This window comes from Cupriavidus sp. KK10 (genome assembly GCF_018223725.1).
GTDB classification, from domain to species: Bacteria; Pseudomonadota; Gammaproteobacteria; order Burkholderiales; family Burkholderiaceae; genus Cupriavidus; species Cupriavidus necator.
Window position 1 is genome coordinate 5,399,691 of the sequence record NZ_CP073677.1, and the last position, 24,805, is coordinate 5,424,495.

The 24,805-nt window shown below is 67.5% G+C and carries 23 protein-coding genes and 1 pseudogene; 14 read left to right on the forward strand and 10 right to left on the reverse strand.

Annotated features, from left to right (window positions below):
- Positions 1-238: 238 nt before the first annotated feature.
- Entirely contained in the window at positions 239-397 is a 159-nt protein-coding gene (locus tag KB879_RS25160; RefSeq protein ID WP_211979990.1) for an alpha/beta fold hydrolase, read from the reverse strand.
- 393 nt (positions 398-790) lie between these two features.
- Between KB879_RS25160 and KB879_RS25165 the strand changes: the two genes are divergently transcribed.
- The 4 genes and pseudogenes from KB879_RS25165 to KB879_RS25180 all read left to right on the forward strand — a co-directional run bounded on the left by KB879_RS25165 (position 791) and on the right by KB879_RS25180 (position 3,198).
- Positions 791-1,024 (forward strand): LysR substrate-binding domain-containing protein, encoded by a 234-nt coding sequence (locus KB879_RS25165; protein WP_211979991.1) that lies wholly within the window; start codon positions 791-793, stop codon positions 1,022-1,024.
- A gap of 111 nt (positions 1,025-1,135) precedes the next feature.
- Positions 1,136-1,936, forward strand: coding sequence for a dienelactone hydrolase family protein (locus KB879_RS25170; RefSeq protein WP_249221187.1), 801 nt, complete (start codon positions 1,136-1,138; stop codon positions 1,934-1,936).
- 103 nt (positions 1,937-2,039) lie between these two features.
- A pseudogene (locus KB879_RS39505) lies at positions 2,040-2,375 on the forward strand (type IV pili methyl-accepting chemotaxis transducer N-terminal domain-containing protein); the annotation flags it as partial.
- A gap of 34 nt (positions 2,376-2,409) precedes the next feature.
- On the forward strand, positions 2,410-3,198 hold the full coding sequence (locus KB879_RS25180) for a type IV pili methyl-accepting chemotaxis transducer N-terminal domain-containing protein (RefSeq protein ID WP_013957446.1): 789 nt from the start codon (positions 2,410-2,412) through the stop codon (positions 3,196-3,198).
- 18 nt (positions 3,199-3,216) lie between these two features.
- On the opposite strand, the gene KB879_RS25185 is transcribed toward KB879_RS25180, so the two are convergent.
- From KB879_RS25185 to KB879_RS25195, 3 genes are all read right to left on the reverse strand, one after another.
- The gene (locus KB879_RS25185) at positions 3,217-3,729 is read right to left on the reverse strand and encodes a DNA-deoxyinosine glycosylase (RefSeq protein ID WP_153953657.1); all 513 of its coding nucleotides are present in this window, start codon (positions 3,727-3,729) and stop codon (positions 3,217-3,219) included.
- Between the two features lie 73 nt (positions 3,730-3,802).
- Positions 3,803-5,704: a molecular chaperone HtpG gene (gene htpG / locus KB879_RS25190; RefSeq protein WP_013957450.1), complete on the reverse strand. Its 1,902-nt coding sequence runs from the start codon at positions 5,702-5,704 to the stop codon at positions 3,803-3,805.
- Positions 5,705-5,827: 123 nt separating this feature from the next.
- Entirely contained in the window at positions 5,828-7,378 is a 1,551-nt protein-coding gene (locus tag KB879_RS25195) for a PLP-dependent aminotransferase family protein (RefSeq protein WP_211979993.1), read from the reverse strand.
- Positions 7,379-7,462: 84 nt separating this feature from the next.
- On the opposite strand from KB879_RS25195, the gene KB879_RS25200 reads away from it, so the two are divergent.
- Genes KB879_RS25200 through KB879_RS25235 form a run of 8 tightly spaced genes read left to right on the forward strand, consistent with a single transcriptional unit; the run spans position 7,463 to position 13,289 of the window.
- Positions 7,463-8,140, forward strand: a complete 678-nt coding sequence (locus KB879_RS25200; RefSeq protein WP_013957452.1) for a VOC family protein — start codon at positions 7,463-7,465, stop codon at positions 8,138-8,140.
- Positions 8,141-8,174: 34 nt separating this feature from the next.
- Positions 8,175-8,888, forward strand: coding sequence for an alanyl-tRNA editing protein (locus KB879_RS25205; protein WP_211979994.1), 714 nt, complete (start codon positions 8,175-8,177; stop codon positions 8,886-8,888).
- Positions 8,888-9,526, forward strand: coding sequence for a LysE family translocator (locus KB879_RS25210; protein ID WP_211979995.1), 639 nt, complete (start codon positions 8,888-8,890; stop codon positions 9,524-9,526). The genes KB879_RS25205 and KB879_RS25210 overlap by 1 nt, the downstream gene beginning before the upstream one ends.
- A gap of 46 nt (positions 9,527-9,572) precedes the next feature.
- Positions 9,573-10,550: a DMT family transporter gene (locus KB879_RS25215; protein WP_211982294.1), complete on the forward strand. Its 978-nt coding sequence runs from the start codon at positions 9,573-9,575 to the stop codon at positions 10,548-10,550.
- Between the two features lie 11 nt (positions 10,551-10,561).
- Positions 10,562-11,032 (forward strand): RidA family protein, encoded by a 471-nt coding sequence (locus tag KB879_RS25220; protein WP_211979996.1) that lies wholly within the window; start codon positions 10,562-10,564, stop codon positions 11,030-11,032.
- Between the two features lie 7 nt (positions 11,033-11,039).
- A complete protein-coding gene (locus tag KB879_RS25225; RefSeq protein ID WP_010813560.1) occupies positions 11,040-11,369 on the forward strand; it encodes a DHCW motif cupin fold protein in 330 nt (109 codons plus the stop codon).
- Positions 11,370-11,422: 53 nt separating this feature from the next.
- Positions 11,423-12,613, forward strand: coding sequence for a PLP-dependent aminotransferase family protein (locus KB879_RS25230; protein WP_013957457.1), 1,191 nt, complete (start codon positions 11,423-11,425; stop codon positions 12,611-12,613).
- Between the two features lie 31 nt (positions 12,614-12,644).
- On the forward strand, positions 12,645-13,289 hold the full coding sequence (locus KB879_RS25235) for a glutathione S-transferase family protein (protein WP_211979997.1): 645 nt from the start codon (positions 12,645-12,647) through the stop codon (positions 13,287-13,289).
- Positions 13,290-13,323: 34 nt separating this feature from the next.
- On the opposite strand, the gene KB879_RS25240 is transcribed toward KB879_RS25235, so the two are convergent.
- Complete coding sequence (locus tag KB879_RS25240; protein ID WP_013957459.1) at positions 13,324-13,977, reverse strand: LysE family translocator; 654 nt, start codon at positions 13,975-13,977, stop codon at positions 13,324-13,326.
- Between the two features lie 411 nt (positions 13,978-14,388).
- Between KB879_RS25240 and KB879_RS25245 the strand changes: the two genes are divergently transcribed.
- Positions 14,389-16,071, forward strand: a complete 1,683-nt coding sequence (locus KB879_RS25245) for an L-lactate permease (protein ID WP_013957460.1) — start codon at positions 14,389-14,391, stop codon at positions 16,069-16,071.
- A gap of 176 nt (positions 16,072-16,247) precedes the next feature.
- On the forward strand, positions 16,248-18,077 hold the full coding sequence (locus KB879_RS25250) for an ABC transporter ATP-binding protein (RefSeq protein WP_211979998.1): 1,830 nt from the start codon (positions 16,248-16,250) through the stop codon (positions 18,075-18,077).
- Between the two features lie 13 nt (positions 18,078-18,090).
- Here KB879_RS25250 and KB879_RS25255 read toward each other — a convergent pair whose 3' ends face one another.
- The 5 genes from KB879_RS25255 to KB879_RS25275 all read right to left on the reverse strand — a co-directional run bounded on the left by KB879_RS25255 (position 18,091) and on the right by KB879_RS25275 (position 24,647).
- On the reverse strand, positions 18,091-18,621 hold the full coding sequence (locus KB879_RS25255; RefSeq protein WP_211979999.1) for a chromate transporter: 531 nt from the start codon (positions 18,619-18,621) through the stop codon (positions 18,091-18,093).
- Positions 18,618-19,190, reverse strand: coding sequence for a chromate transporter (locus KB879_RS25260; RefSeq protein WP_013957463.1), 573 nt, complete (start codon positions 19,188-19,190; stop codon positions 18,618-18,620). The genes KB879_RS25255 and KB879_RS25260 overlap by 4 nt, the downstream gene beginning before the upstream one ends.
- Positions 19,191-19,330: 140 nt before the next feature.
- Positions 19,331-21,670 carry a DNA topoisomerase IV subunit A gene (gene parC / locus KB879_RS25265; protein ID WP_211980000.1) on the reverse strand — a complete coding sequence of 780 codons (2,340 nt, stop codon included), beginning with the start codon at positions 21,668-21,670 and terminating at the stop codon, positions 19,331-19,333.
- Between the two features lie 72 nt (positions 21,671-21,742).
- Positions 21,743-22,540 carry a lytic transglycosylase domain-containing protein gene (locus KB879_RS25270; protein WP_211980001.1) on the reverse strand — a complete coding sequence of 266 codons (798 nt, stop codon included), beginning with the start codon at positions 22,538-22,540 and terminating at the stop codon, positions 21,743-21,745.
- A 115-nt stretch (positions 22,541-22,655) separates the two neighbouring features.
- Positions 22,656-24,647: a DNA topoisomerase IV subunit B gene (locus KB879_RS25275; protein WP_013957466.1), complete on the reverse strand. Its 1,992-nt coding sequence runs from the start codon at positions 24,645-24,647 to the stop codon at positions 22,656-22,658.
- Positions 24,648-24,805: the final 158 nt, after the last annotated feature.

Sequence of the window (24,805 nt, forward strand, 5' to 3'; positions counted from 1 at the left end):
CCTTGCCTGCATAGTTGCCGGCTAAGGCGCTCACTTCCGATGCGTCGTCGCCATGCGTCCGAAAGTGCGAGCCCCGCAAGGCGCACAGGGAGCGACCGATACCTCCGGTTTCGAATGATTCGTCGCTCGACTCCAGTATAGGTGCGCCATGGCCCACGGCAATCCGGCATGCGTCACATGCGCACGGGTGGATTCAATACCAGCGATTTGCGAAGCCGTTGGCTGGCTGCGGGCCGCGTCAGGCCCGACCAGGGTCGCGCCGGATCGTTGCGCAATCCTCCGTCAGCCATGCGGCGACAGCCTCGACCACCGCTTGCGGCGCTTCCATGGTGATCATGTGCCCCGCATCCTCGATCACTTCAAGCCGCGCCGCCGGGATCCGCTCGCGCATGTCCACGTGGCTGTCCAGCGGGTTCCAGTGATCCTGGCGGCCGTCGGGCAGGTAATGGCCGGCAGCAGCGCCGATGCGTCCGGACGCCCGAGCAACGCCCGCACCTGCGCACGCGCGTGGGTCCGGTGGACTTCAGCACCGCGTCCGTGGATGCCTCGCTGGAGTTCGGCGACGGCCAGCGGCCGGGCCTGCATAACGATTTCGTGGTGCCGCTGCGGTTGTCGCCCTATGCGGCGCCGTCATGGGTGGCCGCGCATGGCCAGGCGATCGACGCCGGCACGCCGCGGTCGGCGCTGATCCAGCACCTGACGCTGTCCGACGCATGGGAAGGCTGGTTCGCACGGCAAGGCATCAAAGCCAGTCCCGGGCCACGAAGGGCCGCGCTACGAGGTGATGTCGATGGCGTTGAACGCCACCGTGGCGGGGATGGGCGTGGCGCTGCTGCCCTCCTACATGACCGGGGACCTGCTGGCGGTCGGCAAGCTGGAGCGCCTTTCCGACACAGCCTGGCAACATCCGAAGGGCCTGGTGTATCCGCCGGCGTCGGCACAGATGCGGGCGCTGAAGGTGTTTCGCGACTGGCTGTTGCAGCAGCACGAGGCAGGTGCCGCCGAAGGAAGCCTGAAGGCCTAATGCCGGTCGGCATACGCGCGAGTCTCGCGCCGGGCTAAGCGGATTTCCTGATGTGTGTGGCTGCGCTGACTGAGCTAGCATCCTATGCACCATCCCTCTTCATGCCCCGCCATGCGTGACTTCAAGCGGTTGCTATCGTGCCTGCTGGCTGCATTGTGTGCTGCTTGTGCACAGACGATGCCTCAGCCCTCCGGTCCGCTCGCATTCAACGCGGCGACGGTAGGAAGCCCGGGAAGCCGCGCCACGGCAGAACTGTACCGGCCCGAGGGCGCCGGCCCGTTTCCCGCGGTCGTCGCGCTGCACGGCTGCGATGGCGTCAGCCCGCACTACCGGACCTGGGCACGCCGGCTGGCCTCGTGGGGCTATGTGGTACTGCTGGTGGACAGCTTTGGCCCGCGCAACCTCAGGACGGTATGCAACCATGGCCGGGACGTCCCCCCCGAGCTGCGCGCGCAAGATGCACTGGGCGCCGCCGCTTACCTGCGCGCGCGGCCGGACGTGGTGGGGAGCCGCATCGGCGTCATTGGCTTCTCGCACGGTGGCTGGACTGTGCTCAAGAGCGTGCTCGCCAGCGATGCCGGAGTCGAGGTCACCCACCCCTTCGCCGCCGCCGTGGCGTTCTACCCAGGCTGCGAGATGCCCCGCTCCGTCCTGCTCACCGACACACTAATCCTGATCGGCGACGCCGACGACTGGACGCCCGCCGCGCGCTGCGAACGCTGGCGCGATATCGTTATGAAGCACGACCATACGGTCGAGATGATCGTGTACCGCGGCGCCGTACATGGCTTTGACACGAGCCGTCCGCCCCATGCCTTCGCCGGGCACATCGTCGGTCAGGATCCCGCTGCCGCCGAAGATGCCATCGCGCGGACGCAAACCTTTTTCCGGCAGCGCCTGATGGCGCCGTAGACAGTTGCTCCGGGCGCAACCAGCGTGAGCTATGGCATAGATATTGCGTAGAGGACACACAGGCCAACGGCGGCCTTGAAACAGATTGGCAAGCCGCGATGACATGCTCCGAAAAGGAGCATCCCGGGCAACGACGCCCCGAAGCGAATGGACCACGAACCGGACAACCGGTTCGCAGGCATCGCGCTTCGGGGCGCTTTGGCTTTGCCGGTCAGCGCGGTGCGCGTCTGCGTCGACACTACCTGCAAGGCATGGCATGAACGCTCTCTCTACTCAGTCACCCGAGACCGAGATGTCCGCCGAAACCATCGGCGCATCGGTCAACCTTTCCGGAAGGCAGCGCATGCTGTCGCAACGGATCGTCCTCCAGATGCTGCTCGCTTCGCGGGGGGACACTGCCGCGCTCGATATCGCACGCAAGCGCCCGTCAATGTTCGAGCCGGGGCCAACCAGAGTTTGATGCGGAGACGCCCTTGAAACGTTACCTCTGTTCCTTCTGCCTGATTGTCTGCAGCGTCCTGTCCCTGGCCGGGACCGCTTCCGCCGAAACGCTGACGATCAACGCGGCGATCAACAAGGCGGGCCGCCAGCGCATGCTGTCTCAGCGCATGGCCAAGGCTTACTGCCAGGCAGGCCTCGGCGTTGAAGTCGAACGTTCAAAGAAGATTCTCGAACAGTCCGCGGCGCTCTTCGACAAGCAACTCATGGAGCTGAAGGCGTTCGCGCCCACGCCTGATATCAAGGACACCTACGCCAGGCTCGAGCAGACATGGATTCCCTATAGACAGTTGCTGTCCGGCGGCGATCCGAATCCCGATAGCGCGAAAACCATCGCAAGAATGAGCGAGGACGTGCTGAAGCTTGCGCAACAGGGAACCCTCCTGCTCGAGAAACATTCTGGCACCGCGACGGGCAAGCTGATCAACGTTGCCGGCCGCCAGCGGATGCTCTCGCAGAGAATCGCCAAGATCAGCATGTTCCGCGCCTGGGGAATTACCTCCCCCCAGATGGCGCAGGATCTGGACACGGCTACCAGGGAATTCGCAGCCGCGCAGGAGCTCCTCACCTCGGCGCCGCAAAACACCGAGGCAATCCGTCGCGAACTGCTGCTTGCCGGCTCTCAGTGGCTGTTCTTTGAAGAGGCACTCAACCAGACCGGGGTCAGTCGCGCGGAACAGTTGAGAAACATCGCCACGACCAGCGAGCGTATTCTTCAGGTGATGGATGACGTCACCGGCATGTATGAAGGGATGCCCAGGTAACGTGGGTGCGTGAACGAGCTATGCCAGATGCTGCTTTACAGACAGCCACGCCTGCAATGCCTGCCAGGCGCGCAGCTTTTCCGGGTAGGACAAGGTATGAGCGGGACTACTGGATGGAAGCTTGATGGTCCGGTGATGGTCGTCATGCTGCCCGAGTACCTTCAAACCGATACGCGCAGCAGTGCCGCCATTGAAGGCGATGACAGCCAGCCTGGGTAGTGATTCGATCAGGCTCGCCAGGTCGTTGCCGGCGTGATCCCGGATGTTGCTGTCCAGGCTGCCCTCACGCTTCGCTTGCGCCACCACGTCCCACAGACCGACGTGATGCGCCAGAAGCGTTTGCAGCCGCGCGGCATAGTCCATGTGGACCAGGTCTTCACCCAGAACATCGCCGGTCAGGCGCCAGAACTGATTCTGCCGATGCGCGTAATACTGGCTTTGCGCCAGTGACGCCTCGCCCGGCAGGCTGCCAAGAATGAGGATGCGCGTGCCGGCGTCAACGACAGGCGGGAAGCACCGCTTCAGCGTCATCGGTCACGCGCTCCGTTACAACACATTGAGATGGGAATCCCCCGCCGCCTACGCGGCGAGGGCAGCCGGGGCGTCAGGCCAGCAGCTTGTTGACGCGCTGCACATATGCAGCCGGATCGTCCAGCATGCCGCCTTCGGCCAGCAGCGCCTGGTCGAACAGCACCTGCACGCGGTCGCTGAAGGCATCGCCCTCGGGGAGATCGCGCAGTTTCTGCACCAGCGCGTGTTCCGGGTTCAGTTCCAGGATCGGCTGGGCGTCCGGCGCCTTCTGGCCGGCCTGCTTGAGCAGGCGCTGCAGATAGCCGCTCATGTCGCCTTCGTCAGAGACCAGGCACGAGGCCGACGCGGTCAGGCGCAGCGTCACGCGCACGTCCTTGGCCTTGCCGTCGAGCACGCCCTTGGCGCGTTCGACCACGTCCTTCCAGTCGGCCTCGGCCTTTTCCTGCTCGGCCTTCTCGGCTTCGTCGGCGAGCTTGCCCAGGTCCAGGTCGCCGCGCGCGACCGACACCAGTTCCTTGCCGTCGAACTCGCGCAGGAACGACAGCATCCATTCGTCGACGCGGTCGGTCAGCAGCACCACTTCGATCCCCTTCTTGCGGAACACTTCCAGGTGCGGGCTGTTCTTCGCGGCGGACCAGGTATCGGCCGTGACGTAGTAGATCTTGTCCTGGCCTTCCTTCATGCGGCCGACGTAGGCGGCCAGCGCCACATTCTGCTCGGCGGTGTCGTTGTGCGTGGAGGCAAAGCGCAGCAGCTTCGCCACGCGCTCCAGGTTGGCCTGGTCTTCGCCGATGCCCTCCTTGAGCGCCTGGCCGAACTGCTGCCAGAAGGTGGTGTACTTGGCGCGCTCGGCTTCTTCTTCACTGTCGGCCAGCGTTTCCAGCATCGACAGCACGCGCTTGGTGCAGCCCTCGCGGATGGCCTTGACGTCGCGGCTTTCCTGCAGCAGTTCGCGCGATACGTTCAGCGGCAGGTCGGCGGAATCGACCACGCCCTTGACCCAGCGCAGGTAGCCCGGCAGCAGCTGGTCGGCGTCGTCCATGATGAAGACGCGCTTGACGTACAGCTTCAGGCCGGCCTTGTGGTTGCGGTCCCACAGGTCGAACGGGGCGCGCGCCGGGATATACAGCAGCTGGGTGTATTCGCTGCGGCCTTCCACGCGGTTGTGGGTCCAGGCCAGCGGCGCCTCGTTGTCGTGCGCGATGTGCTGGTAGAAGGCGGTGTACTGCTCGTCGGTGATGTCGGACTTGGCACGCGTCCACAACGCGCTCGCCTGGTTCACGCTTTCCCACTCGGCGGTGCGCTGGTAGGTGCTGGATTCTGCGTCCCACACCTCCTTGGGCATGCGGATCGGCAGCGAGATATGGTCCGAATACTTCTGGATGATGCCCTTCAGGCGCCAGGCCGAGAGGAAGTCGTCCTCGCCCTCGCGCAGGTGCAGCGTGATGGTGGTGCCGCGCTCGGTGCGGGCTATGGCATCGATGGTGAACTCGCCGTCGCCGGTGCTTTCCCAGCGCACTGCGTCTTCGGCGCCCAAGCCGGCGCGGCGCGTTTCCACCGTGACCTTGTCAGCGACGATAAAGGCCGAGTAGAAGCCCACGCCGAACTGGCCGATCAGCGCGGCGTCTTTCTGCTGGTCGCCGGACAATTGCTGGAAGAATTCCTTGGTGCCCGAGCGGGCGATGGTGCCGAGGTTGCGGATGGCCTCGTCGCGGCTCATGCCGATGCCGTTGTCGGTGATCGTCAGCGTGCGCGCCTTGGCGTCGGCCTCGATGCGGATCGCCAGGTCGGCGTCGTTCTCCAGCAGGGACGGGTTCGCGATCGCCTCGAAGCGCAGCTTGTCGGTGGCGTCCGAAGCATTCGAGACCAGCTCGCGCAGGAAAATTTCCTTGTTGCTGTACAGCGAGTGGATCATCAGGTGCAGCAGTTGCTTCACTTCCGCCTGGAAGCTCATCGTCTCGTGCGGTGCGGTCATGGTTCTCCTCTTGGAAACAGGCGAATCTTGAAAGTGGGTGTGACCACGGTCATGTGGCCGGTGCCGCCAGACATAGGGCCGCCCGGGCCATTTTTCAAGGCCCGGGTGCTGCCGGGATGTGACTTACAGGCGTTCGAGCTGGCGCGCCAGGAAGGCCAGCATGTCCGGGTGGCCGCTGCTGGCAACGTTGAAGCGCATCCAGCCCGACGGCATCTGCGACGGCGAGAACAGGCTGCCCGGAGCGAACAGGTAGCCTTCTTCATGCCCCGCGGTGGCGATCGCGTTGGTGTCGCGGCCGGTATCGGCCCACAGGTACATGCCGGCGTGCTGGCCGGGAAAGAGACGCAGGCCCAGCCGCTCCAGCTCGCGCCGGGTCTCGTTGCGGGCGCGGTCCAGCCGGGTGCGCACGCGCTCCACATGCTTGCGGTAGTGGCCCTCCGTCAGCACCTTGTACAGCACGCGCTCGTTGATCTCAGGCGTGGCCAGCCCCGCCAGCAGCTTGCTGTCGGTCAGCGCCGACGCCATCTCCGGGTGCGCGGCGATAAAGCCCACGCGCAGGTTGGCCGCCAGGGTCTTGGAAAAGCTGCCCAGGTAGATCACCCGGCGCAGTTGGTCCAGGCTGGCCAGCCGGGTGGCGGCGTGGCCGGGCGGGCACAGGTCACAGTAGATGTCGTCCTCGACGATCAGGAAGTCGTACTGCTCGGCCAGGCGCAGCAGCTGGAAGGCCTTGGCCGCCGACAGCGAGGTGCCGGTGGGATTGTGCAGCACCGAGTTGATCACGAACAGCTTGGGCCGCCGTGCCTGCACGATGCGCTCCAGCGCCTCCAGGTCCGGCCCCTCGGCGGTGTAGGGCACGCCGATCACCTGGGCGCCCTGCGCGGCAAAGCGGCCGAACATCACGAACCAGGCCGGGTCGCCCACCAGCACCGTGTCGCCGGGCTGCAGGTAGAGCCGCGCAATCAGGTCCAGGGCCTGGGTGATGCCCGAAGTCAGCACGATCTGCTCGGCGCTGGCACCGATCTCCAGTTCTTCCAGCCGGGTGCGCAGCTGCTGGCGCAGCGGCAGGAAGCCCTGCGGCGTGCCGCTGGCCAGGAAATGGTTGCCGGGCTGGCGGCCCAGCCCGCGCAGCGCGCTGGCAATCAGTTCGCCGTCGAGCCAGTCATTGGGCAGGAAGCCCAGCCCGGGCGCTTTGTGCGCCTCGGCGGTATGGAACATGCTGCGCAGCAGCCAGGTCACGTCGATATTGCGCGCCACCGCCACGCCGCCGGACACCGGCGCCGCGGGCGCGGCCGGGGCGCGCTCGCGCACGTAGAAGCCGGAGCCGCGGCGCGATTCCAGGTAGCCCAGCGCCACCAGCCGCTCATAGGCCTCGACCACGGTAAAGCGCGAGATGCCCTTCTCCTGCGCCAGCTGCCGGATCGACGGCATGCGCATGCCGGCGCGGAACACGCGCTCGTCGATGCGCATGCGGGCCCATTCGGTCAGCTGCTCGACCAGCGTCATCTGCGCCGAAGGGATCGGATCCGGGAAGCGCTCGGTGGGCGGCACCACCAGCCGCAGCGCGCGGCCGGAGGCATGCCCCGATGTGCTTTTGGCGTCGCCTCCACTATCCTTCTGACGGGCGACGGTGGCAGTCTCGCTGCCCGCGTCGCCATCCCTGCCGTTGGCATCCATGTGCTGCTCCTGCAACTGTACTGAATACGATCCGCTCAACTGTACCGGTACTGTACCGACTACCTTGTCTACCATCAAGCCACGATGAAGCTCGCCCTCGATCACCTCGTCATCGCCGCGCCCGACCTGGCCGCCGGCACGGACTACATTGCCGGCCTGCTGGGCATTGCGCCCCAGGGCGGCGGTGCGCACGCGGCCATGGCCACGCACAACCGCGTGCTGGGCATGTTCGGCGGCGTCTACCTAGAAGTGATCGCGGTCGATCCGGCCGCCGCCGCGCCGGCACGCCCGCGCTGGTTCGGCCTGGACACCGAGGCCGTGCAGCAGCGCCTGCGCGACGGCCCGTTCCTGCTGCACTGGGCCGCGCGCGCGGAACGCCCCGCCGACCTTGGCCGGTGGCAGGCGCAGTACCCGGAGCGCATCGCCCCGGTCATCCCGATGACCCGCGGCGGCCTGCACTGGCGCATCACCGTGCCCGAGGACGGCAGCCTGCCCGCCTGGCCGGGCGAGGCCGACAGCGCTGGCGACGGCCTGCTGCCCAGCCTGATCCAGTGGGACGTGGCCAGCTACCCCGGCGTCAGCCTGCCGCGGCAGGACCTGGCGCTGCGCAGGCTGTCCGGGCGCCACCCGCGCGCCGAGCTGCTGCGCCAGGGACTGGCCTGGCTGGGCGCCGACCACCTCATCGCCATCGAGCAGGCCGACGGCCCGCCTGAACTGATTGCCGAAATCGAAACCGCGCAGGGCATCCGCATCCTGCGCTAGCCACACCCAGAACAAGCCCACCAGGAGACCCCCGATGTCCGCCACCCGCAAGCGCTTCGACGAAGCCCCCTACCTCGACCACTGCACCGCCACCGTGGTGGCGGCCGGCGCCGAAGGGATCGAACTCGACGAAACCGTGTGCTACGCGCGCAGCGGCGGCCAGGCCGGCGACACCGCCACGCTGGCGCTGGCCGACGGGCGCTCGGTGGCCATCGTCGACACTGTCTACGCCGACGACCGCAGCCGCATCCTGCATGTGCCCGCACCGGATGCGCCGCTGCCGCGCGTGGGCGAGCGCGTCACCGTGACCATCGACTGGGCGCGCCGCCACAAGCTGATGCGGCTGCATACCTGCCTGCACCTGCTGGGCTCGCTGATCCCGGCGCCGGTGACCGGCTGCGGCATCTCGCCGGAGTCGGCGCGCGTCGACTTTGACCTGCCGGAGTCGACCCTGGACAAGGCCGACCTGACCGAGCGCCTGAACGCGCTGATCCACGCCAACACCGCGGTGCGCACCACGCTGATCACGCCGCAGGAACTGGCCGCCCAGCCAGAGCTGGTGCGCACCATCGGCGCCGCGCCGCCGGTGGGCACGGCCAGCATCCGCATCATCGAGATCCCCGGCGTGGACCGCCAGCCCTGCGGCGGCACGCACGTGGCCAACACCAGCGAGATCGGCGCGGTGGTGGTGACCAAGATTGAGAAGAAAAGCCGCACCAACCGGCGCGTGGTGGTCGCGTTCGCGTGATGGCGTCCGGCTTGCTCACCGGCCTGACGGCCGCGCAGTTCCTGGCCCTGCTGACCCTACTGACGGTGGGCCTGTTCACGCCCGGGCCCAACACCGCCATCGCCGCGGTCACTGGCGCCAACTTCGGGCTGCGCGCCACGCTGCCGCACTGCGTGGGCGTGGCCTTCGGCTTTGCCAGCATCCTGGCGCTGTGCGCGCTGGGCGTGGGCGCGCTGGTCCTGGGCCAGCCCGCGCTGGCCGCCAGCGTGCACCTGGCCGGCGTGACCTACCTGCTGTGGCTGGCGTGGAAGATCGCGCGCAGCACGGTGCTGGCGCAGAAGCAGGTGCTGCGCCCGCTGAGCGTGTGGCAGTCGGCGGTGCTGCAGTACGCCAACATCAAGGCGTGGATGCTGGCGCTGGCGGTCGCGGCCTCTTACATGACGGGCGCGCCCTCGCCGGTGCAGCGCGTGCTGCTGGTGTGCGGCGTGTTCGCCGTGCTGGGCTTTGTCAGCAACGGCGTGTACGGCGTGCTGGGCGCATCGCTGCGGCAATGGCTGCAGCAAGGCCAGCGCGTGCGCTGGTTCAACCGCGCCATGGGCGCGGCGCTGGCGCTGACCGCGCTGTGGATTGCGGTCAGTGCCAGCCCGGGCGTGCAGTGACCCCCGGCGATCCGATTCCGAGCCAATGACAACCAAGACCCCGACCATGCCCGCCAGCCGCCCCGCTTCACCGCCACTGACGTCTGCCCCACCGGCCTCCGGCGGCATGCTGCTCGGCTTTGTCGGTGTGGCGATCTTCAGCCAGACGCTGCCGTTCACGCGCATGGCGGTGGCCGAACTGGACCCGATCTTTGTCGCACTGGCGCGCGCCGTCCTGGCCGCGCTGCTGGCGCTGGCGCTGCTGACCTGGCGCGGCGCGCTGTCCGCCAGCCGCCGCCCGCGCGGCGGCCAGTGGCCGCGGCTGGCCGTGACCGCGCTGGGCGTGGTGGCGGGTTTCCCGCTGTTTTCTTCGCTGGCGATGCGCGAGGTGCCGGCCAGCCACGGCGCCATCGTGACCGGCCTGCTGCCGCTGGCGACCGCGGTATTCGCCGCCTGGTTCGGGCGTGAGCGGCCGTCGCCGGCGTTCTGGCTGTCGGCATTGGCCGGCAGCGCGCTGGTGGTGGGCTTTGCCGTCTGGCAGGGCGCCGGCGGCCTGCAGCATGCGGACTGGTACCTGTTCGCCGCCGTGGTGCTGGGCGCGCTGGGCTATGCCGAGGGCGGCAAGCTGTCGCGCGAACTGGGCGGGCTGGAAACCATCAGCTGGGCGCTGGCGGTGTCGCTGCCGGTGCTGGTGCCGGTGGTGGCCTGGCTGACCCTGCGCGACCTGCCGGCGATTGCCGCGGCGTCGCCGCGCGCCTGGGGCGGCATGGCCTATGTGTCGGTGTTCTCGATGTTTGTCGGCTTCCTTTTCTGGTACGCCGGTCTCGCAAAAGGCGGCGTGGCGCGCGTCGGCCAGATACAATTGCTGCAGCCGTTCCTGACGCTGGCGGGAGGCGCGCTGATCCTGGCCGAGCCGCTTGACGCCCCCACCATCGCCTTCGCGGTGGCGGTGATCGCCGTCGTGGCCCTTGGCCGCCGCGCCGCCGTGCAGCAAAGCGCACCTGCCGCGGAAACACCACCGATCCTCCCTGGACGCATTCACTGACTGGAGCCTACATGTCCCAAACCTCGGTCTACGACACCCTTGCCCGCCTCGGCATCGAACTGCCGGCCGTCAACGCCCCCGCCGCCGCCTATGTGATGGCCGCGCAAACCGGCAACACCGTGTTCCTGTCCGGCCATATCGCCCGCAAGGACGGCAAGGTATGGACCGGCAAGCTGGGCAAGGACATCGATACCGAGTCCGGCAAGGCCGCCGCGCGCGCGATCGCCATCGACCTGCTGGCCACGCTGCACGCGCATGTGGGCGACCTGAACCGCGTCACCCGCATCGTCAAGCTGATGAGCCTGGTCAACTCGACCCCCGAATTCACCGAGCAGCACCTGGTCACCAACGGCGCCTCCGAGCTGCTGGCCGAAGTGTTCGGCGACAAGGGCAAGCATGCGCGCAGCGCCTTCGGCGTGGCGCAGGTCCCGCTGGGCGCCTGCGTCGAGATCGAGATGATCGCCGAAGTCAAGGCGGCCTGAGGCCCGCATGCGCATCGACAACCTGCCCTTCGGCACCACCGACTGGTCGGCCATCGCGCCGACCCGCCACCCCGGCGAGCAGGGCGAGGCCACCTGGCGCACGCGCCAGTTCGGCGACATCCGCGTGCGCATGGTCGAATACTCGCCCGGCTACCTGGCCGACCACTGGTGCAGCAAGGGCCATATCCTGTTCGTGCTGGACGGCGAGCTCCATACCGAGCTGGAAGACGGCCGGCAGTTCGTGCTCGGCGCGGGAACCAGCTACCAGGTAGCCGACCAGGCGGAAGCGCACCGTTCGTCCTCGCCGAAGGGCGCACGACTATTTATCGTTGACTGAGCGGCAGGCTTGCCGCTCAGCCCAGAATCCCCCCAGACCACAAGAGACACATCATGAAATGGGCCATCTCCCGCCGGGCACAGCAACTGACCAGCTCGGCCATCCGCGAAATCCTGAAGGTCACCGAGCGTCCGGAAGTCATTTCGTTCGCCGGCGGCCTGCCGTCGCCGGCCTCGTTCCCGGTAGCGGCCATGGAGGCAGCGACGGCCCGCGTATTCGCCGACAACCCGCAGGCGGCGCTGCAATACGCCGCGACCGAAGGCTACCTGCCGCTGCGCGAGTTCGTCGCCAGGCGCCATGGCGCGCCGGTCGAGCGCGTGCTGATCACCACCGGCTCGCAGCAGGCACTGGACCTGATCGCCAAGGTGATGATCGACCCGGGCAGCAAGGTGCTGGTGGAAACCCCCAGCTACCTCGGCGCACTGCAGGCGTTCTCGCTGTTCGAACCTGAGTTCGTCTCGATCCCGAGCGACGACAAGGGCCTCCTGCCCGAGGCGCTGACGCCCGAGCTGACCGCCGGCGCGCGCTTCCTGTACGCCCTGCCCAACTTCCAGAACCCGACCGGGCGCCGCCTGCCGCTGGAGCGCCGCGAGGCGCTGGTGGCCCGCGCAAAGGAACAGGGCGTGCTGCTGGTCGAGGACGATCCCTACGGCGCGCTCAGCTACACCGGCGACCAGCTGCCCAGCCTGCTGTCGATGAACCCGGACGGCGTGATCTACATGGGCTCGTTCTCGAAGATCCTGGCCCCCGGCATGCGCCTGGGCTACGTGATCGCCCCGCCCGAGCTGCACTTCAAGCTGTGCCAGGCCAAGCAGGCGTCTGACCTGCACACGCCGACCTTCACCCAGCGCGTGGCCTACGAGACCATCCGCGACGGCCTGCTCGACACGCATATCCCGACCATCCGCGAGCTCTACGGCAAGCAGTGCCAGTACATGCTGGACGCGCTCAAGCGCCATATGCCCGAGGGCGTGACCTGGAACGCGCCCGAAGGCGGCATGTTCATCTGGATGGAGCTGCCCGAGGGCCTGGACAGCATGGTGATCCTGGAAGAAGCCGTGAAGCGCAACGTGGCCTATGTGCCGGGCGCGCCGTTCTACGCCAGCAACCCGAAGCGCAACGCGCTGCGCCTGGCCTTTGTCACGGTGTCGGCCGAGCGCATCGAGCAGGGCGTGGCGATCCTTGGTGAGCTGTTCCGCGAAGCCATCGCCGCGGCCGCCGCCAAGCAACCGCGCGCGGCCTGAAGCCCGGGCGCGCATCACCACAGGAGCCGACATGTTGCGTATCTGGGGCCGACTCTCCTCCATCAACGTGCAGAAAGTGGTCTGGTGCGCGCGCGAGCTGCACCTGGACCATGAGCGCGTGGATATCGGCGTGACCAAGGGCGACCTCGACACCGAGGCCTATGTGCGCCTGAACCCGAACCGCCAGATCCCCGTGATCGAGGATTTCCGCGGCACCGATGTCGGCGGCGAGCCCTTCGTGCTGTGGGAATCCAATGCGATCGTGCGGTACCTGTGCGCGCGCTACGGCGAAGGCACACTGTGGCCCGAGGACGTCAAGGCACGCGCCTCGGCCGACCGCTGGATGGACTGGCAGACCACCGCCTTCAGCCCGGCCATGGTGACGGCGTTCCTGAACCTGGTGCGCAAGCCAGAAGCGGAGCGCGACGAGGCCGCCATCAAGGCATCGTGCGAGCGCACCGAGCCGCTGGCGGCGTTGCTGGACAAGGCGCTGGCCGGGCGCGAGTTCATCGGCGGCGACCGCTTCACCATGGCCGACATCTCGCTGGCCTGCGCCGCGCACCGCTGGATGGGGCTGCCGCTCAAGCACCAGCCGCGCCCCGACCTGGAGCGCTGGTTGAGCGCGATGCGCGCCCGCCCCGCCGCGGACGGCATCCTGGAACTGCCGCTGCGCTGAGCCGCGGCAGTTTTTTCTTTCCTGCGGTCCGGCCTTACTTCACGGCGCGCGAGCCCGATGCCGCGGTAAATACCCCCAGCCCGATAAACGCCGCGCCGGTCAGGTAGCGGCCGAACGCGCGCGCCCTGCCGGCGCGGCGCAGTGCCGGCATCACCGCGGCGGCGGCCATCACATAGCAGGCATCGGTGGTCGCGGCAATCAGCACGAAGGCCACGCCCAGCGCCAGGCTCTGCGTCAGCGCCGAGCCCGCCGGGTTCATGAACTGCGGCAGGAAGGCGGCAAAGAAGATCGCGGTCTTGGGGTTGAGCAACGCCACCACGAAGCCGTCGCGCACCACCTGGCGCAGGCTGCGTGGCGCCACCTCCGGGGTGTCGCCGTTCGCGGCCGCCCCACCCCCGCGCAGCGCGCGGATGCCCAGCCAGATCAGGTAGGCCGCTCCCGCGTACTTGACCACCGAAAACGCCAGCGCCGACACCGAGAACAGCATCGCCAGGCCCAGCGAGGCGCCGATGGCGTTGCCCAGGTTGCCCAGCGCCACCGCGCCGATCGAGGCCAGCCCGGCCCGCCGGCCCTGCGCCAGCGTGCGCGTGACGATATAGACCACGGCCGGGCCGGGCGTGATGGCCAGCGCCAGGCTGGCGAGCACGAATGCGGTGAGCAAAGGCCAAGGGGGAAAGAACTCGGTCATGGGCAGCCTCATTCAATGGTTGGATGCGGGCAGCGCACCCGCGGCATGACGCCCGCCAGTATGCGCCGACTGCCGGCGCTTGCGCCAGTGCCGGCATGGCTGCCGGGCCAGTCATGCGAGCCGGTGGCAGGCACGCAGACTTTTGCAACAGGCGCCGTTTAGAGTACTCTGGCCGGTGTGCCTGGAAGGCACCACGTGCGCCGCAATGCCCCCCAGGGAAACCCTGATCCCTGAATGTGGCTCATGCCAGGCGTGACGCAATGTACGGCAGCGATCACGGAACCCGTTCCTACAATCGCTGGTTCTTTCCCGCGCGCGGCGGATGCCGCTCGCCGGTGCAAAGCGCATGCACGGCGCCGAGGGCACGCAGATCGTCCCGGCGCCTGAGCCAACCTGAGGAGGACATCGATCGTGTGGAGTCAAGTCTATGACCCGCTAGGCAATATGGCGCTGTCGACCATTGCCGCGGGGATTCCCGTCGCCGTGCTGCTGGCAGCGCTGGCGTTCTTTCATATGCAGGCCCACTTGGCGGCCGGGCTGGCGTTGCTGATCGGCATGGTGGTCGCCTCGACGGTGTTCGGCATGCCGGCGGCGATGGCCGGCAAGGCGGCGGGGCTGGGCATCGTGTCCGGGCTGTTCCCGATCGGCTGGATCGTGCTGAACATCATCTTCCTGCATCGGCTGACAACCCTGAATGGATCCTTCAAGGTCTTGCAGAACTCGATCTCCGGCATCACCGAGGACCGCCGCCTGCAACTGCTGCTGGTGGCGTTCAGCTTCGGCGCCTTCTTCGAGGGCGCGGCTGGCTTCGGCACGCCGGTGGCCGTGACCGGCGCCATCCTGATCGGCCTGGGCTTCTCGCCGCTGGCCGCCTCGGGCCTGGCGCTGATCGCCAACACCGCGCCGGTGGCCTATGGCGCGCTGGGCGCCCCGATCATCGGCCTGGCGTCGGTGACCGGGCTGGACCTGCTCGACCTGTCGGCCATGATCGGCCGCCAGCTGCCGTTCTTCTCGGTGATCGTGCCGTTCTGGCTGATCTGGGCCTTTGCCGGCTTCCGCGGCATGCTGGCGATCTGGCCGGCGATCCTGGTGGCGGGCGTGAGCTTTGCGATCCCGCAGTTCCTGGTGTCGAACTTCCACGGCCCGTGGCTGGTGGACGTAATCGCCGCGCTGGTGTCGATGGGCTCGCTGACGCTGTTCCTGAAGGTCTGGCATCCGAAGGAGATCTGGACCTCGACCAGGATCCTGGGCCGCCACGACGACTCCAAGGTCGACCATCCCGAAGCGCTCGAAGCCGATGCGCGCGCCAGCGCCGCCTCGGTCGGCATCTCGGTGGCCAAGGCCTGGATGCCGTGGGTGATCCTGACGGTGTTCGTCTTCGTCTGGGGCGTGCCCGAGTTCAAGAAGCTGATGGATAGCCTGTGGGCGTGGAAATTCCCGATCCCGGGGCTGGACAAGGCTGTCGTCAAGGTACCGCCGGTCGTGCCCAAGGACGTCATCGAAGGCGCGGTCTTCAACTTCAACGTGCTGTCGATGGCCGGCACCGGCATCTTTGTCTCCGCCATCGCCGGCGGCCTGCTGATGGGCTACTCGGTGCCGCGCCTGTTCAAGGAGTACTGGGAAACCATCAAGCTGGTGCGCTACTCGCTCCTGACCATCTGCGCGATGTTCGGCATCGGCTACCTGACCCGCTACTCGGGCCTGGATGCCACGCTGGGCCTGGCCTTCGCCCACACCGGCGTGTTCTATCCGCTGTTCGGCACCATGCTGGGCTGGTTGGGCGTGGCACTGACCGGTTCGGACACGGCCTCGAACGTGCTGTTCGGCGGCCTGCAGAAGACCACGGCGGAGCAGCTGGGCCTGTCGCCGGTGCTGATGGCCTCGGCCAACAGCTCGGGCGGCGTGATGGGCAAGATGATCGATGCGCAGTCCATCGTGGTGGCGTCGACCGCCACCAAGTGGTACGGCCACGAGGGCGACATCCTGCGCTATGTGTTCTTCCACTCGATCGTGCTGGCGATCCTGGTGGGCCTGTTCGTGACGCTGCAGGCCTACGTGCCGCCGTTCACGCATATGGTGATCCATCACCCCTGACCGTTCAGCAGTTTCCGCACTGCGGTTCAGACAAGGCCCCACCCCTGGCGGTTCCAGCCCTGGCGGGGCTTTTCCATTGTGCAAGGCGCGTATCATGTTGTGTCTGATCCGCCGCACGCGCGCCCCCACCTCCCACGAAGACGCCGGGGCGCGCCGGGCACAACGGGAAACCTACCATGTTGCGTCGCCTGGAAAGACTGATCGACCCCTTCCGGGGCATGCCCGACCACGAGCCACCCGGCCAGGTCTGGCGCTTTTATGCCTGGTACCTGCGCGAAGTCTGGGGCGTGTTCGCGCTGCTGTTGCTGGTGGGCCTTGTCGGCGCGCTGATCGAGGTGGCACTGTTCAGCTTCCTCGGCCGGCTGGTCGACATGGCCCAGACCACGCCCGGCGCGGAGTTCTTCAGCCGGCATCGCAATGAACTGCTGTGGATGGCGGCGGTGGCGCTGCTGCTGCGCCCGATCTTCTTCGGCCTGCACGACGTGCTGGTGCACCAGGTCATCAACCCCGGCCTGGCCAACATGATCCGCTGGCAGAATCACCGCTACGTGCTCAAGCAGAGCCTGTCGTTCTTCCAGAACGACTTTGCCGGGCGCATCGCGCAGCGCATCATGCAGACCGGCTTCTCGCTGCGCGACTCGGCCGTGCAGGCGGTGGACGCGATCTGGCACGTGGTGATCTATGCGGTCAGCTCGCTGGTGCTGTTCGCGCAGGCCGACTGGCGGCTGATGATCCCGCTGCTGCTGTGGATCGTCTGCTACGTGGCTGCCCTGCTCCATTTCGTGCCGCGCGTGAAGCAGCGCTCGGTGGTGGCCACGGAATCGCGCTCGCGGCTGATGGGGCGCATCGTCGACGGCTACACCAATATCACCACGCTCAAGCTGTTCGCCCATACCCGGCACGAGGAAGACTATGCGCGCGACGCCATGGCCGACCAGACCGACAAGGTGCGCCTGGCCGGACGCATGATCAGCGGCATGGACATCACCATCACCGCCATGAACGGCGCGCTGATCGCCGGCACCACCGGGCTGGCGCTGTGGCTGTGGAGCGAGGGCCATGTCACCACCGGCGCGATTGCGCTCACCACCGGGCTGGTGATCCGCATCAACAATATGTCGGGCTGGATCATGTGGGTGGTCAACGGCATCTTCGAGAACGTCGGGCAGGTGCAGGACGGCATGAAGACGATTGCCGTGCCGCGCGTGGTCACCGACCGCGCCGACGCAAAGCCGTTGCGCGTCACCCATGGCGAGGTCCGCTTCGAGCAGGTGGGATTCCACTACGGCAAGGGCTCAGGCGTCATCGAAGGCGTAGACCTGACGGTGCGCCCTGGCGAGAAGATCGGGCTGGTCGGTCCTTCCGGCGCTGGCAAGTCGACGCTGGTCAACCTGCTGCTGCGTCTCTACGACGTCGAGCGCGGCCGCATCCTGATCGACGGCCAAGACATCGCCGCGGTCACGCAGGAAAGCCTGCGCGCACAGATCGGCATGGTCACGCAGGACACCTCGCTGCTGCACCGGTCGATCCGCGACAACCTGCGCTACGGCAAGCCCGCCAGCACCGAAACTGAACTGGCCGAAGCCCTGCACCGCGCCCGCGCCGACGAATTCACCCCGCACCTGGTCGACGCCCACGGCAATACCGGGCTGGAGGCGCAGGTCGGCGAGCGCGGCGTGAAATTGTCAGGCGGGCAGCGCCAGCGCATTGCCATCGCGCGCGTGCTGCTCAAGAATGCGCCGATCCTGATCCTGGACGAAGCCACCTCGGCCCTGGATTCGGAAGTGGAAGCGGCGATCCAGGAGAGCCTGGAAACGCTGATGCAGGGCAAGACGGTGATCGCCATCGCGCACCGGCTGTCGACGATCGCGCGCATGGACCGCCTGGTGGTGCTGGACAACGGGCATATCGTCGAGAGTGGCACGCACGCGCAACTGCTGGCGCACGGCGGGCTGTATGCGCGGCTGTGGGCGCACCAGACCGGGGGCTTTGTCGGCGTCGACTGACCGGACGGCGGGGCTAGACCAGCCCCAGCAGGCCGGCCGCGCCGCCGAGCGCCACCAGCACCAGCGGATGCACCCGCGTCTTCAGCATCAGCAGCACCGTGCCGGCGGTGACCAGCATCGCCGCCCAGTGCAGGTCGACGCTGCGCGCCAGCACCCAGCCCGACGCGAACATCAGGCCGATGGTCAGCGCCGCCAGAGCGCGCCGGATCAACCCCGGCCAGCGTGCGTGCGGCGAGCGCCCGGAGAAATACTCGAAACACAAGGCGATCAGGCTCGATGGCCCGCAGATGCCGAGCATGGATGTCAGCGCTCCGGCCAGCCCCGCCACCTGCCAGCCGAACAGCGATACGAACAGGATGTTCGGCCCCGGCGCCGCCTGCGAGATCGCGTACATCGCCGAGAACTGCGCATCGGTCAGCCAGCCATTGGCCTCCACCAGATAGCGGTGCATGTCGGGCAGCGTGGTGCTGGCGCCACCGATCGCCAGCAGCGACAGCACGCCGAAATGGGCCAGCAGGCTGCCCAGGATTTCGCCCGGACTCATGCCTGCGCGCCCTTGCCGATGCACCACTCCCACACCAGCGCCAGCGGCACCAGCACGGCCATCACCGGCACCAGTGGCCAGCGCAGCAGGCCGATGGTGACAAAGGCGACAGCGCCGATCAGCACATTGCGCACGGTCATCGACAGGCTCTGCGCCAGCCGGAAGCCGGTGGCCAGCATCAGTCCGGCCGACACCGCCGTCATGCCGGTCAGCATGCGCCGCACCGCGGCGACGTCCTGGTAGTGCTGGTACAGCAGCATCAAACCCATCACCACCCCCATCGGCACCATCACCAGCCCGCTGAACGCGGCCAGCGCGCCGCGCCAGCCGGCAAAACGCAGACCCAGCATCAGCGCCAGGTTGATCACATTGGGGCCGGGCAGCACCTGTCCCAGGCTGAGCAGCTCGACGAAGTCGCGGTCGTCCAGCCAGCGGTTGCGGTCGACCACCGCGCGCCGCACGAAGGGCAGCACGCCGCCGAAGCCGGACAGGCCCATGCGGGCAAACTCGATGAAGAGTTTGCGCGGACCGGGCGCGGGGGCGAGATCGGAAAGCGGGGGGACGGACATGCGGGACGAAGCGAGCGCTGTTTGATTCTTGTTATTTCGGACCGGCTACATTCCCTTATGTCGGGAATTGCAGGCGCAGCACCTGCCAACGGTTTGCTCCCTCTCCCGCAAGCGGGATAGGGAGCAAACCAACAGGGAACTCAGTTGCCGGCCGGCGGCTCCACGCGTACCGGATCGATGCGCGGCTCCTTGAGCTTGGCCTCGATGGACTTGCCCTTGCGCGCGCGCTTGCCCACGTAGGCCTGCAAGGCCACGCCTGCCAGCTTCTGCGAAGTCGGCTTGCCGCCGCGCCCCGCGCCCGAGAGCATCAGTCCCGGCGCGCCGGCGCCCACTGCCTGCAGCAGCTTCTCCTTGGGCTCCAGCTCCATCAGGATCACGCCGCGCCCGCCTGCGGACAGCACCTTCACTTCATCGAGCGCCACCAGCAGCAGGCGGCCGTTGCCGGACAGGCAGGCCGCATGCGTTGCCTCGTCGCCCAGCGGCGCCGGCACCAGCGGCGTGTCGCCGTCATCGAGCGTCAGGAACGACTTGCCGCCCTTCTGCCGGCTGATCATGTCGCCCACCCTGGTCTGGAAGCCATTGCCGCCCGCGGTGGCAATCAGCATGCGCTGCTCGGCAGCGCCCGCGAAGGTATGCGCGACCTGGCTGCCGGACTGCAGCTCGATCAGCGTGGTGATGGGCACCCCGTCGCCGCGCCCGCCAGGCAGGCTGGCGACCGGCACGGAATAGACCCGGCCGTTGGTGCCGAAGGCCAGCAGCACGTCGACGGTGCGGCATTCGAAGGTGCCATAGAGCGCATCGCCGGCCTTGAAGGTGAACTGCTGCGCATCGTGGCCATGGCCCTGGCGCGTGCGCACCCAGCCCTTCTGCGACATCACCACAGTCACCGGTTCGTCGACCACGCGCACTTCGGCCGCGGCGCGGCGTTCTTCCTGGATCAGGGTGCGGCGCGGGTCCTTGTCTTCCGGGCTGTACTGCTTGGCGTCGGTCTCGATCTCCTTGATGATGCGGCGGCGCATCATGGTTTCGGACTTGAGCAGCACGTCCAGATCGGCCTGCTCCTCGCGCAGCTCCTTCAGTTCCTTCTCGATGCGGATCGCTTCCAGGCGCGCCAGCTGGCGCAGCCGGATTTCCAGGATGTCCTCGGCCTGGCGGTCGCTCAGGCCGAAGACCTCGATCAGCGCCGGTTTGGGCTCGTCGCTCTCGCGGATGATGCGGATCACCTCGTCGATATTGAGCAGCACCAGCATCCGGCCTTCGAGGATATGGATGCGGTCCTCGACCTTGCCCAGGCGGTGGCGCGTGCGGCGCGTGACGGTGTTGAAGCGGAACGCGATCCACTCTGACAGGATCTCGCGCAGGCCCTTCTGGCGCGGACGCCCGTCGGTGCCGATCATGACCAGGTTGATCGGCGCGCCGGATTCCAGGCTGGTATGCGCCAGCAGCGTCTGGATGAACTCCTGCTGGCCAATGTTCTTGCTCTTGGGCTCGAACACCAGCCGCACCGGCGCGTCCTTGCCGGATTCGTCGCGCACCGCGTCCAGCACCGCCAGCATGGCGGCCTTGAGCTGCTGCTGGTCCTGCGTCAGCGCCTTCTTGCCGGTCTTGATCTTGGGGTTGGTGATTTCCTCGATCTCTTCCAGCACCTTCTGCGCCGAGGTGCTCGGCGGCAGCTCGGTCACCACCAGCTGCCACTGGCCGCGCGCCATCTCCTCGATGGTCCAGCGCGCGCGCACCTTCAGGCTGCCGCGGCCGCCTTCGTAGATCTGGGCGATATCGGACGCCGGCGAGATGATCTGGCCGCCGCCCGGGTAGTCCGGCCCCGGCATCAGCGCCAGCAGCTCGGCCAGCGTGATATTGGGATTGCGGATCATCGCCACGGTGGCCGCGGCGACCTCACGCAGGTTGTGCGGCGGGATCTCGGTCGCCATGCCCACCGCGATGCCCGAGGCGCCGTTGAGCAGCACAAACGGCAACCGTGCCGGCAACAGCTTGGGCTCCTGCATCGAGCCGTCGTAGTTGGGGGCGAAATCGACCGTGCCTTCGTCGATCTCATCGAGCAGCAGCCGCGAGATCGGCGTCAGGCGCGCTTCGGTGTAGCGCATCGCCGCCGCGCCGTCGCCATCGCGCGAGCCGAAGTTGCCCTGGCCGTCGATCAGCGGGTAGCGCAGCGAGAAGTCCTGCGCCAGGCGCACCAGCGCGTCATAGGCGGACTGGTCGCCGTGCGGGTGGAACTTGCCCAGCACGTCGCCGACCACGCGCGCGGACTTGACCGGCTTGGCGTCGGCGCGCAGGCCCATCTCGTGCATCGAGAACAGGATGCGCCGCTGCACCGGCTTCTGGCCGTCGGCCACCTCGGGCAGCGCGCGGCCCTTGACCACGCTGACGGCGTAGTCAAGGTAGGCGCGCTCGGCGTAGCGCGCCAGCGTCAGCGAATCGGCCGGCTCTTCAGGTTGAAACGTGATGTCTTGTTGTTCCATGGGTAGGCAAGAATTCGGCGCGCCACGTTGAACTGCCGGCGCGCCGGGTTGCTTGTTGTTCGGGTATGCCGGTCAGGGCATGGGGCGGCGCCCGCCGATGACCATCTTCACGCGCGGGCCGTTCGCGCTGGCGCTGGCGCGCTTGAGCACCGCGCCCTGCTGCGGCTGGTACAGCCGGTAAAACTGCAGCACGGTGCTGACATACTGCCGGGTCTCCGGGTAAGGCGGAATGCGGTTGTTGTAGCGCTGCACCGCGCCCTCGCCGGCGTTATAGGCAGCCAGCACCAGCTCCAGGTTGTTCGGGAACAGCTGCATCAGCCAGCTCAGGTAGCGCACGCCCGCGGTGATATTGGTGCGTGGATCGGCCAGCTTCTGCTCGACGGTGCGGCGCGCATCGGCGCTCACGCCGAAGCGCGCGCCGGTGTCGGGGATCACCTGCATCAGGCCGATCGCGCCCTTGGGCGACACCGCGCCCGGGTTGAAACCCGACTCCACCGCCATCACCGCCTTGACCAGCGCCGGGTCGACGTCCTGCTTGCCGGCGATCTGGTGGATCAGCGGCTCGACGGTCTTGATATTGGGATGGTTGACGACGTAGCGGTACAGCTTGTGCTGCTCCAGGTCGATGTCCGCGCCAGCGGCCGCCTGCGACTGCCGCGCCGCCAGGCGCCCGGTATCCAGCTTGCCGCCGTCCTTCATGAACAGCTTGTAGCGCGCATCGAGCTTCTGGTCGGCAAAGTGCGCCACGCCGTCGGCATCGATAAAGCCCCACAGCTCGGCATGCGCCGCCGGCACGAAGGCGAGCCCGGCCAGCGCCACGACGGCCGCCGCCGCCTTGCGCCATGGTTTGCCGGGAGTTCTCTTCGTCATCGTGCGTTCCGGATTGCTGTCAGTTGGCGACCATCGGGAATGACGGCCAGGGAAACTGGGGATTATCTACCCAATCCCCGGCCGACGCTTACCGTCCAGGTGCCGCTCACTTCCCTCAGATATCGGCCTCGACCTCGTTGCCCTTCTCTTCCAGCCAGCTGCGGCGTTGCGCGGCCTCGCCCTTGCCCATCAGCATATTCATCATCTCGACGGTCTGCGGCAGGTCGAATTCGCCCAGCGACACGGGCAGCAAGCGCCGCGTGTCGGGGTTCATGGTGGTTTCCCAGAGCTGCTCGGCGCTCATTTCGCCCAGGCCCTTGAAGCGGGAAATCTGCCACGAGTTTTCCTTGACGCCGTCCTTGAGCAGCTTGTCCTGGATCGCCAGCAGCTCGCCTTCGTCCAGCGCGTACAGCTTCTGCGCCGGCTTCTTGCCACGCGCGGGCGCGTCGACGCGGAACAGCGGCGGACGCGCCACACAGACGTTGCCGGTATCGATCAGCTTGGGGAAGTGCCGGAAGAACAATGTCAGCAGCAGCACCTGGATATGCGCGCCGTCCACGTCCGCGTCGGACAGGATGCAGATCTTGCCGTAGCGCAGGTTGGACAGGTCGGGCTCGTCGTTGGCGCCGTGCGGGTCCACGCCGATCGCCACCGCGATGTCGTGCACTTCGTTGTTGGCAAAGAGGCGGTCACGCTCGGTCTCCCAGGTATTGAGCACCTTGCCGCGCAGCGGCAGGATGGCCTGGAACTCCTTGTCGCGGCCCATCTTGGCCGAGCCGCCGGCGGAGTCGCCCTCGACCAGGAACAGCTCGTTGCGGGTCACGTCGGTGGACTCGCAGTCGGTCAGCTTGCCGGGCAGCACGGCCACGCCGGAGCCCTTTTTCTTCTCGACCTTCTGCGCGGCGCGCGTGCGCGCCTGCGCCTGGCGGATCACCAGCTCGGCCAGCTTCTTGCCGTACTCGACATGGTGGTTCAGCCACAGCTCCAGCGCCGGGCGGCTGAAGGTGGACACGAGCCGCACCGCGTCGCGGCTGTTCAGGCGCTCCTTGATCTGGCCCTGGAACTGCGGATCCAGCACCTTGGCCGAGAGCACGAACGAGGCGCGCGCAAACACGTCTTCGCTCATCAGCTTGACGCCCTTGGGCTGCAGCGCGTGCATCTCGATAAAGCTCTTGACCGCCTGGAACAGGCCTTCGCGCAGGCCGGATTCATGCGTGCCGCCGGCCGGCGTGGGGATCAGGTTGACGTAGGACTCGCGCACCGGCGCGCCGTCTTCGGTCCATGCCACCACCCAGGAGGCGCCTTCGCCGTCGGCAAAGCCTTCTTCGCCGGGATTGGCGTCGGGGTCAGCGAAATGCTCGCCCTCGAACATCGGGATCACCAGCTCGGCGCCACTGCCCTGCGCCAGCGCCTCGACCAGGTAGCCCTTCAGCCCCTGGTCGTATTGCCAGGTCTGGCGCTCGCCGGTCTTCTCGGTCACCAGCGTGACCTTGACGCCCGGCAGCAGCACGGCCTTGCTGCGCAGCAGGCGCTGCAGCTCGGCCAGCGGGATCGCGGCCGAGTCGAAATACTTGGCATCCGGCCACACCTGCACGCGGGTGCCGCTTTTCTTCTCGCCACGCTCGATCTTGCGCGAGGCCAGCGGCACGGTCACGTCGCCGCCGGAGAAGGTCAGCGTCGAGCACATGCTGTCGCGCCACACGGTCACGTCCATCTGCGTCGACAAGGCATTGGTCACCGACACGCCCACGCCGTGCAGGCCGCCCGAGAAGGCATAGGCGCCGCCCTTGCCCTTGTCGAACTTGCCGCCGGCGTGCAGCCGGGTGAAGACGATCTCGACCACCGGCACGCCTTCTTCCGGATGGATGCCCACCGGGATGCCGCGGCCGTCGTCCTCCACGCTGAGGCTGCCGTCGCGATGCAGGGTCACCAGGATCTCGGAGCCGTGGCCGCCGAGGGCCTCGTCCGAGGCGTTGTCGATCACCTCCTGCACGATGTGCAGGGGGTTGTCGGTCCGGGTGTACATGCCGGGACGCTGCTTGACCGGCTCCAGGCCCTTCAGGACCCGGATGGAAGATTCGCTGTACTGACTGGTTTTGCTCGCCATGGAGTCGCTACGAAAGTGATGGTCCCGGCTGCCACGAGGCGCACAACTGTGCACGCGCCGGGGCACCGGGCACTGCATTGTAATGGAAGCGGGCGACGGCAATCCCGCCAAAAAGGCGCTCGCCCTACCAGCCCGCGCCGGCGCCGCTTTGCCGGGCC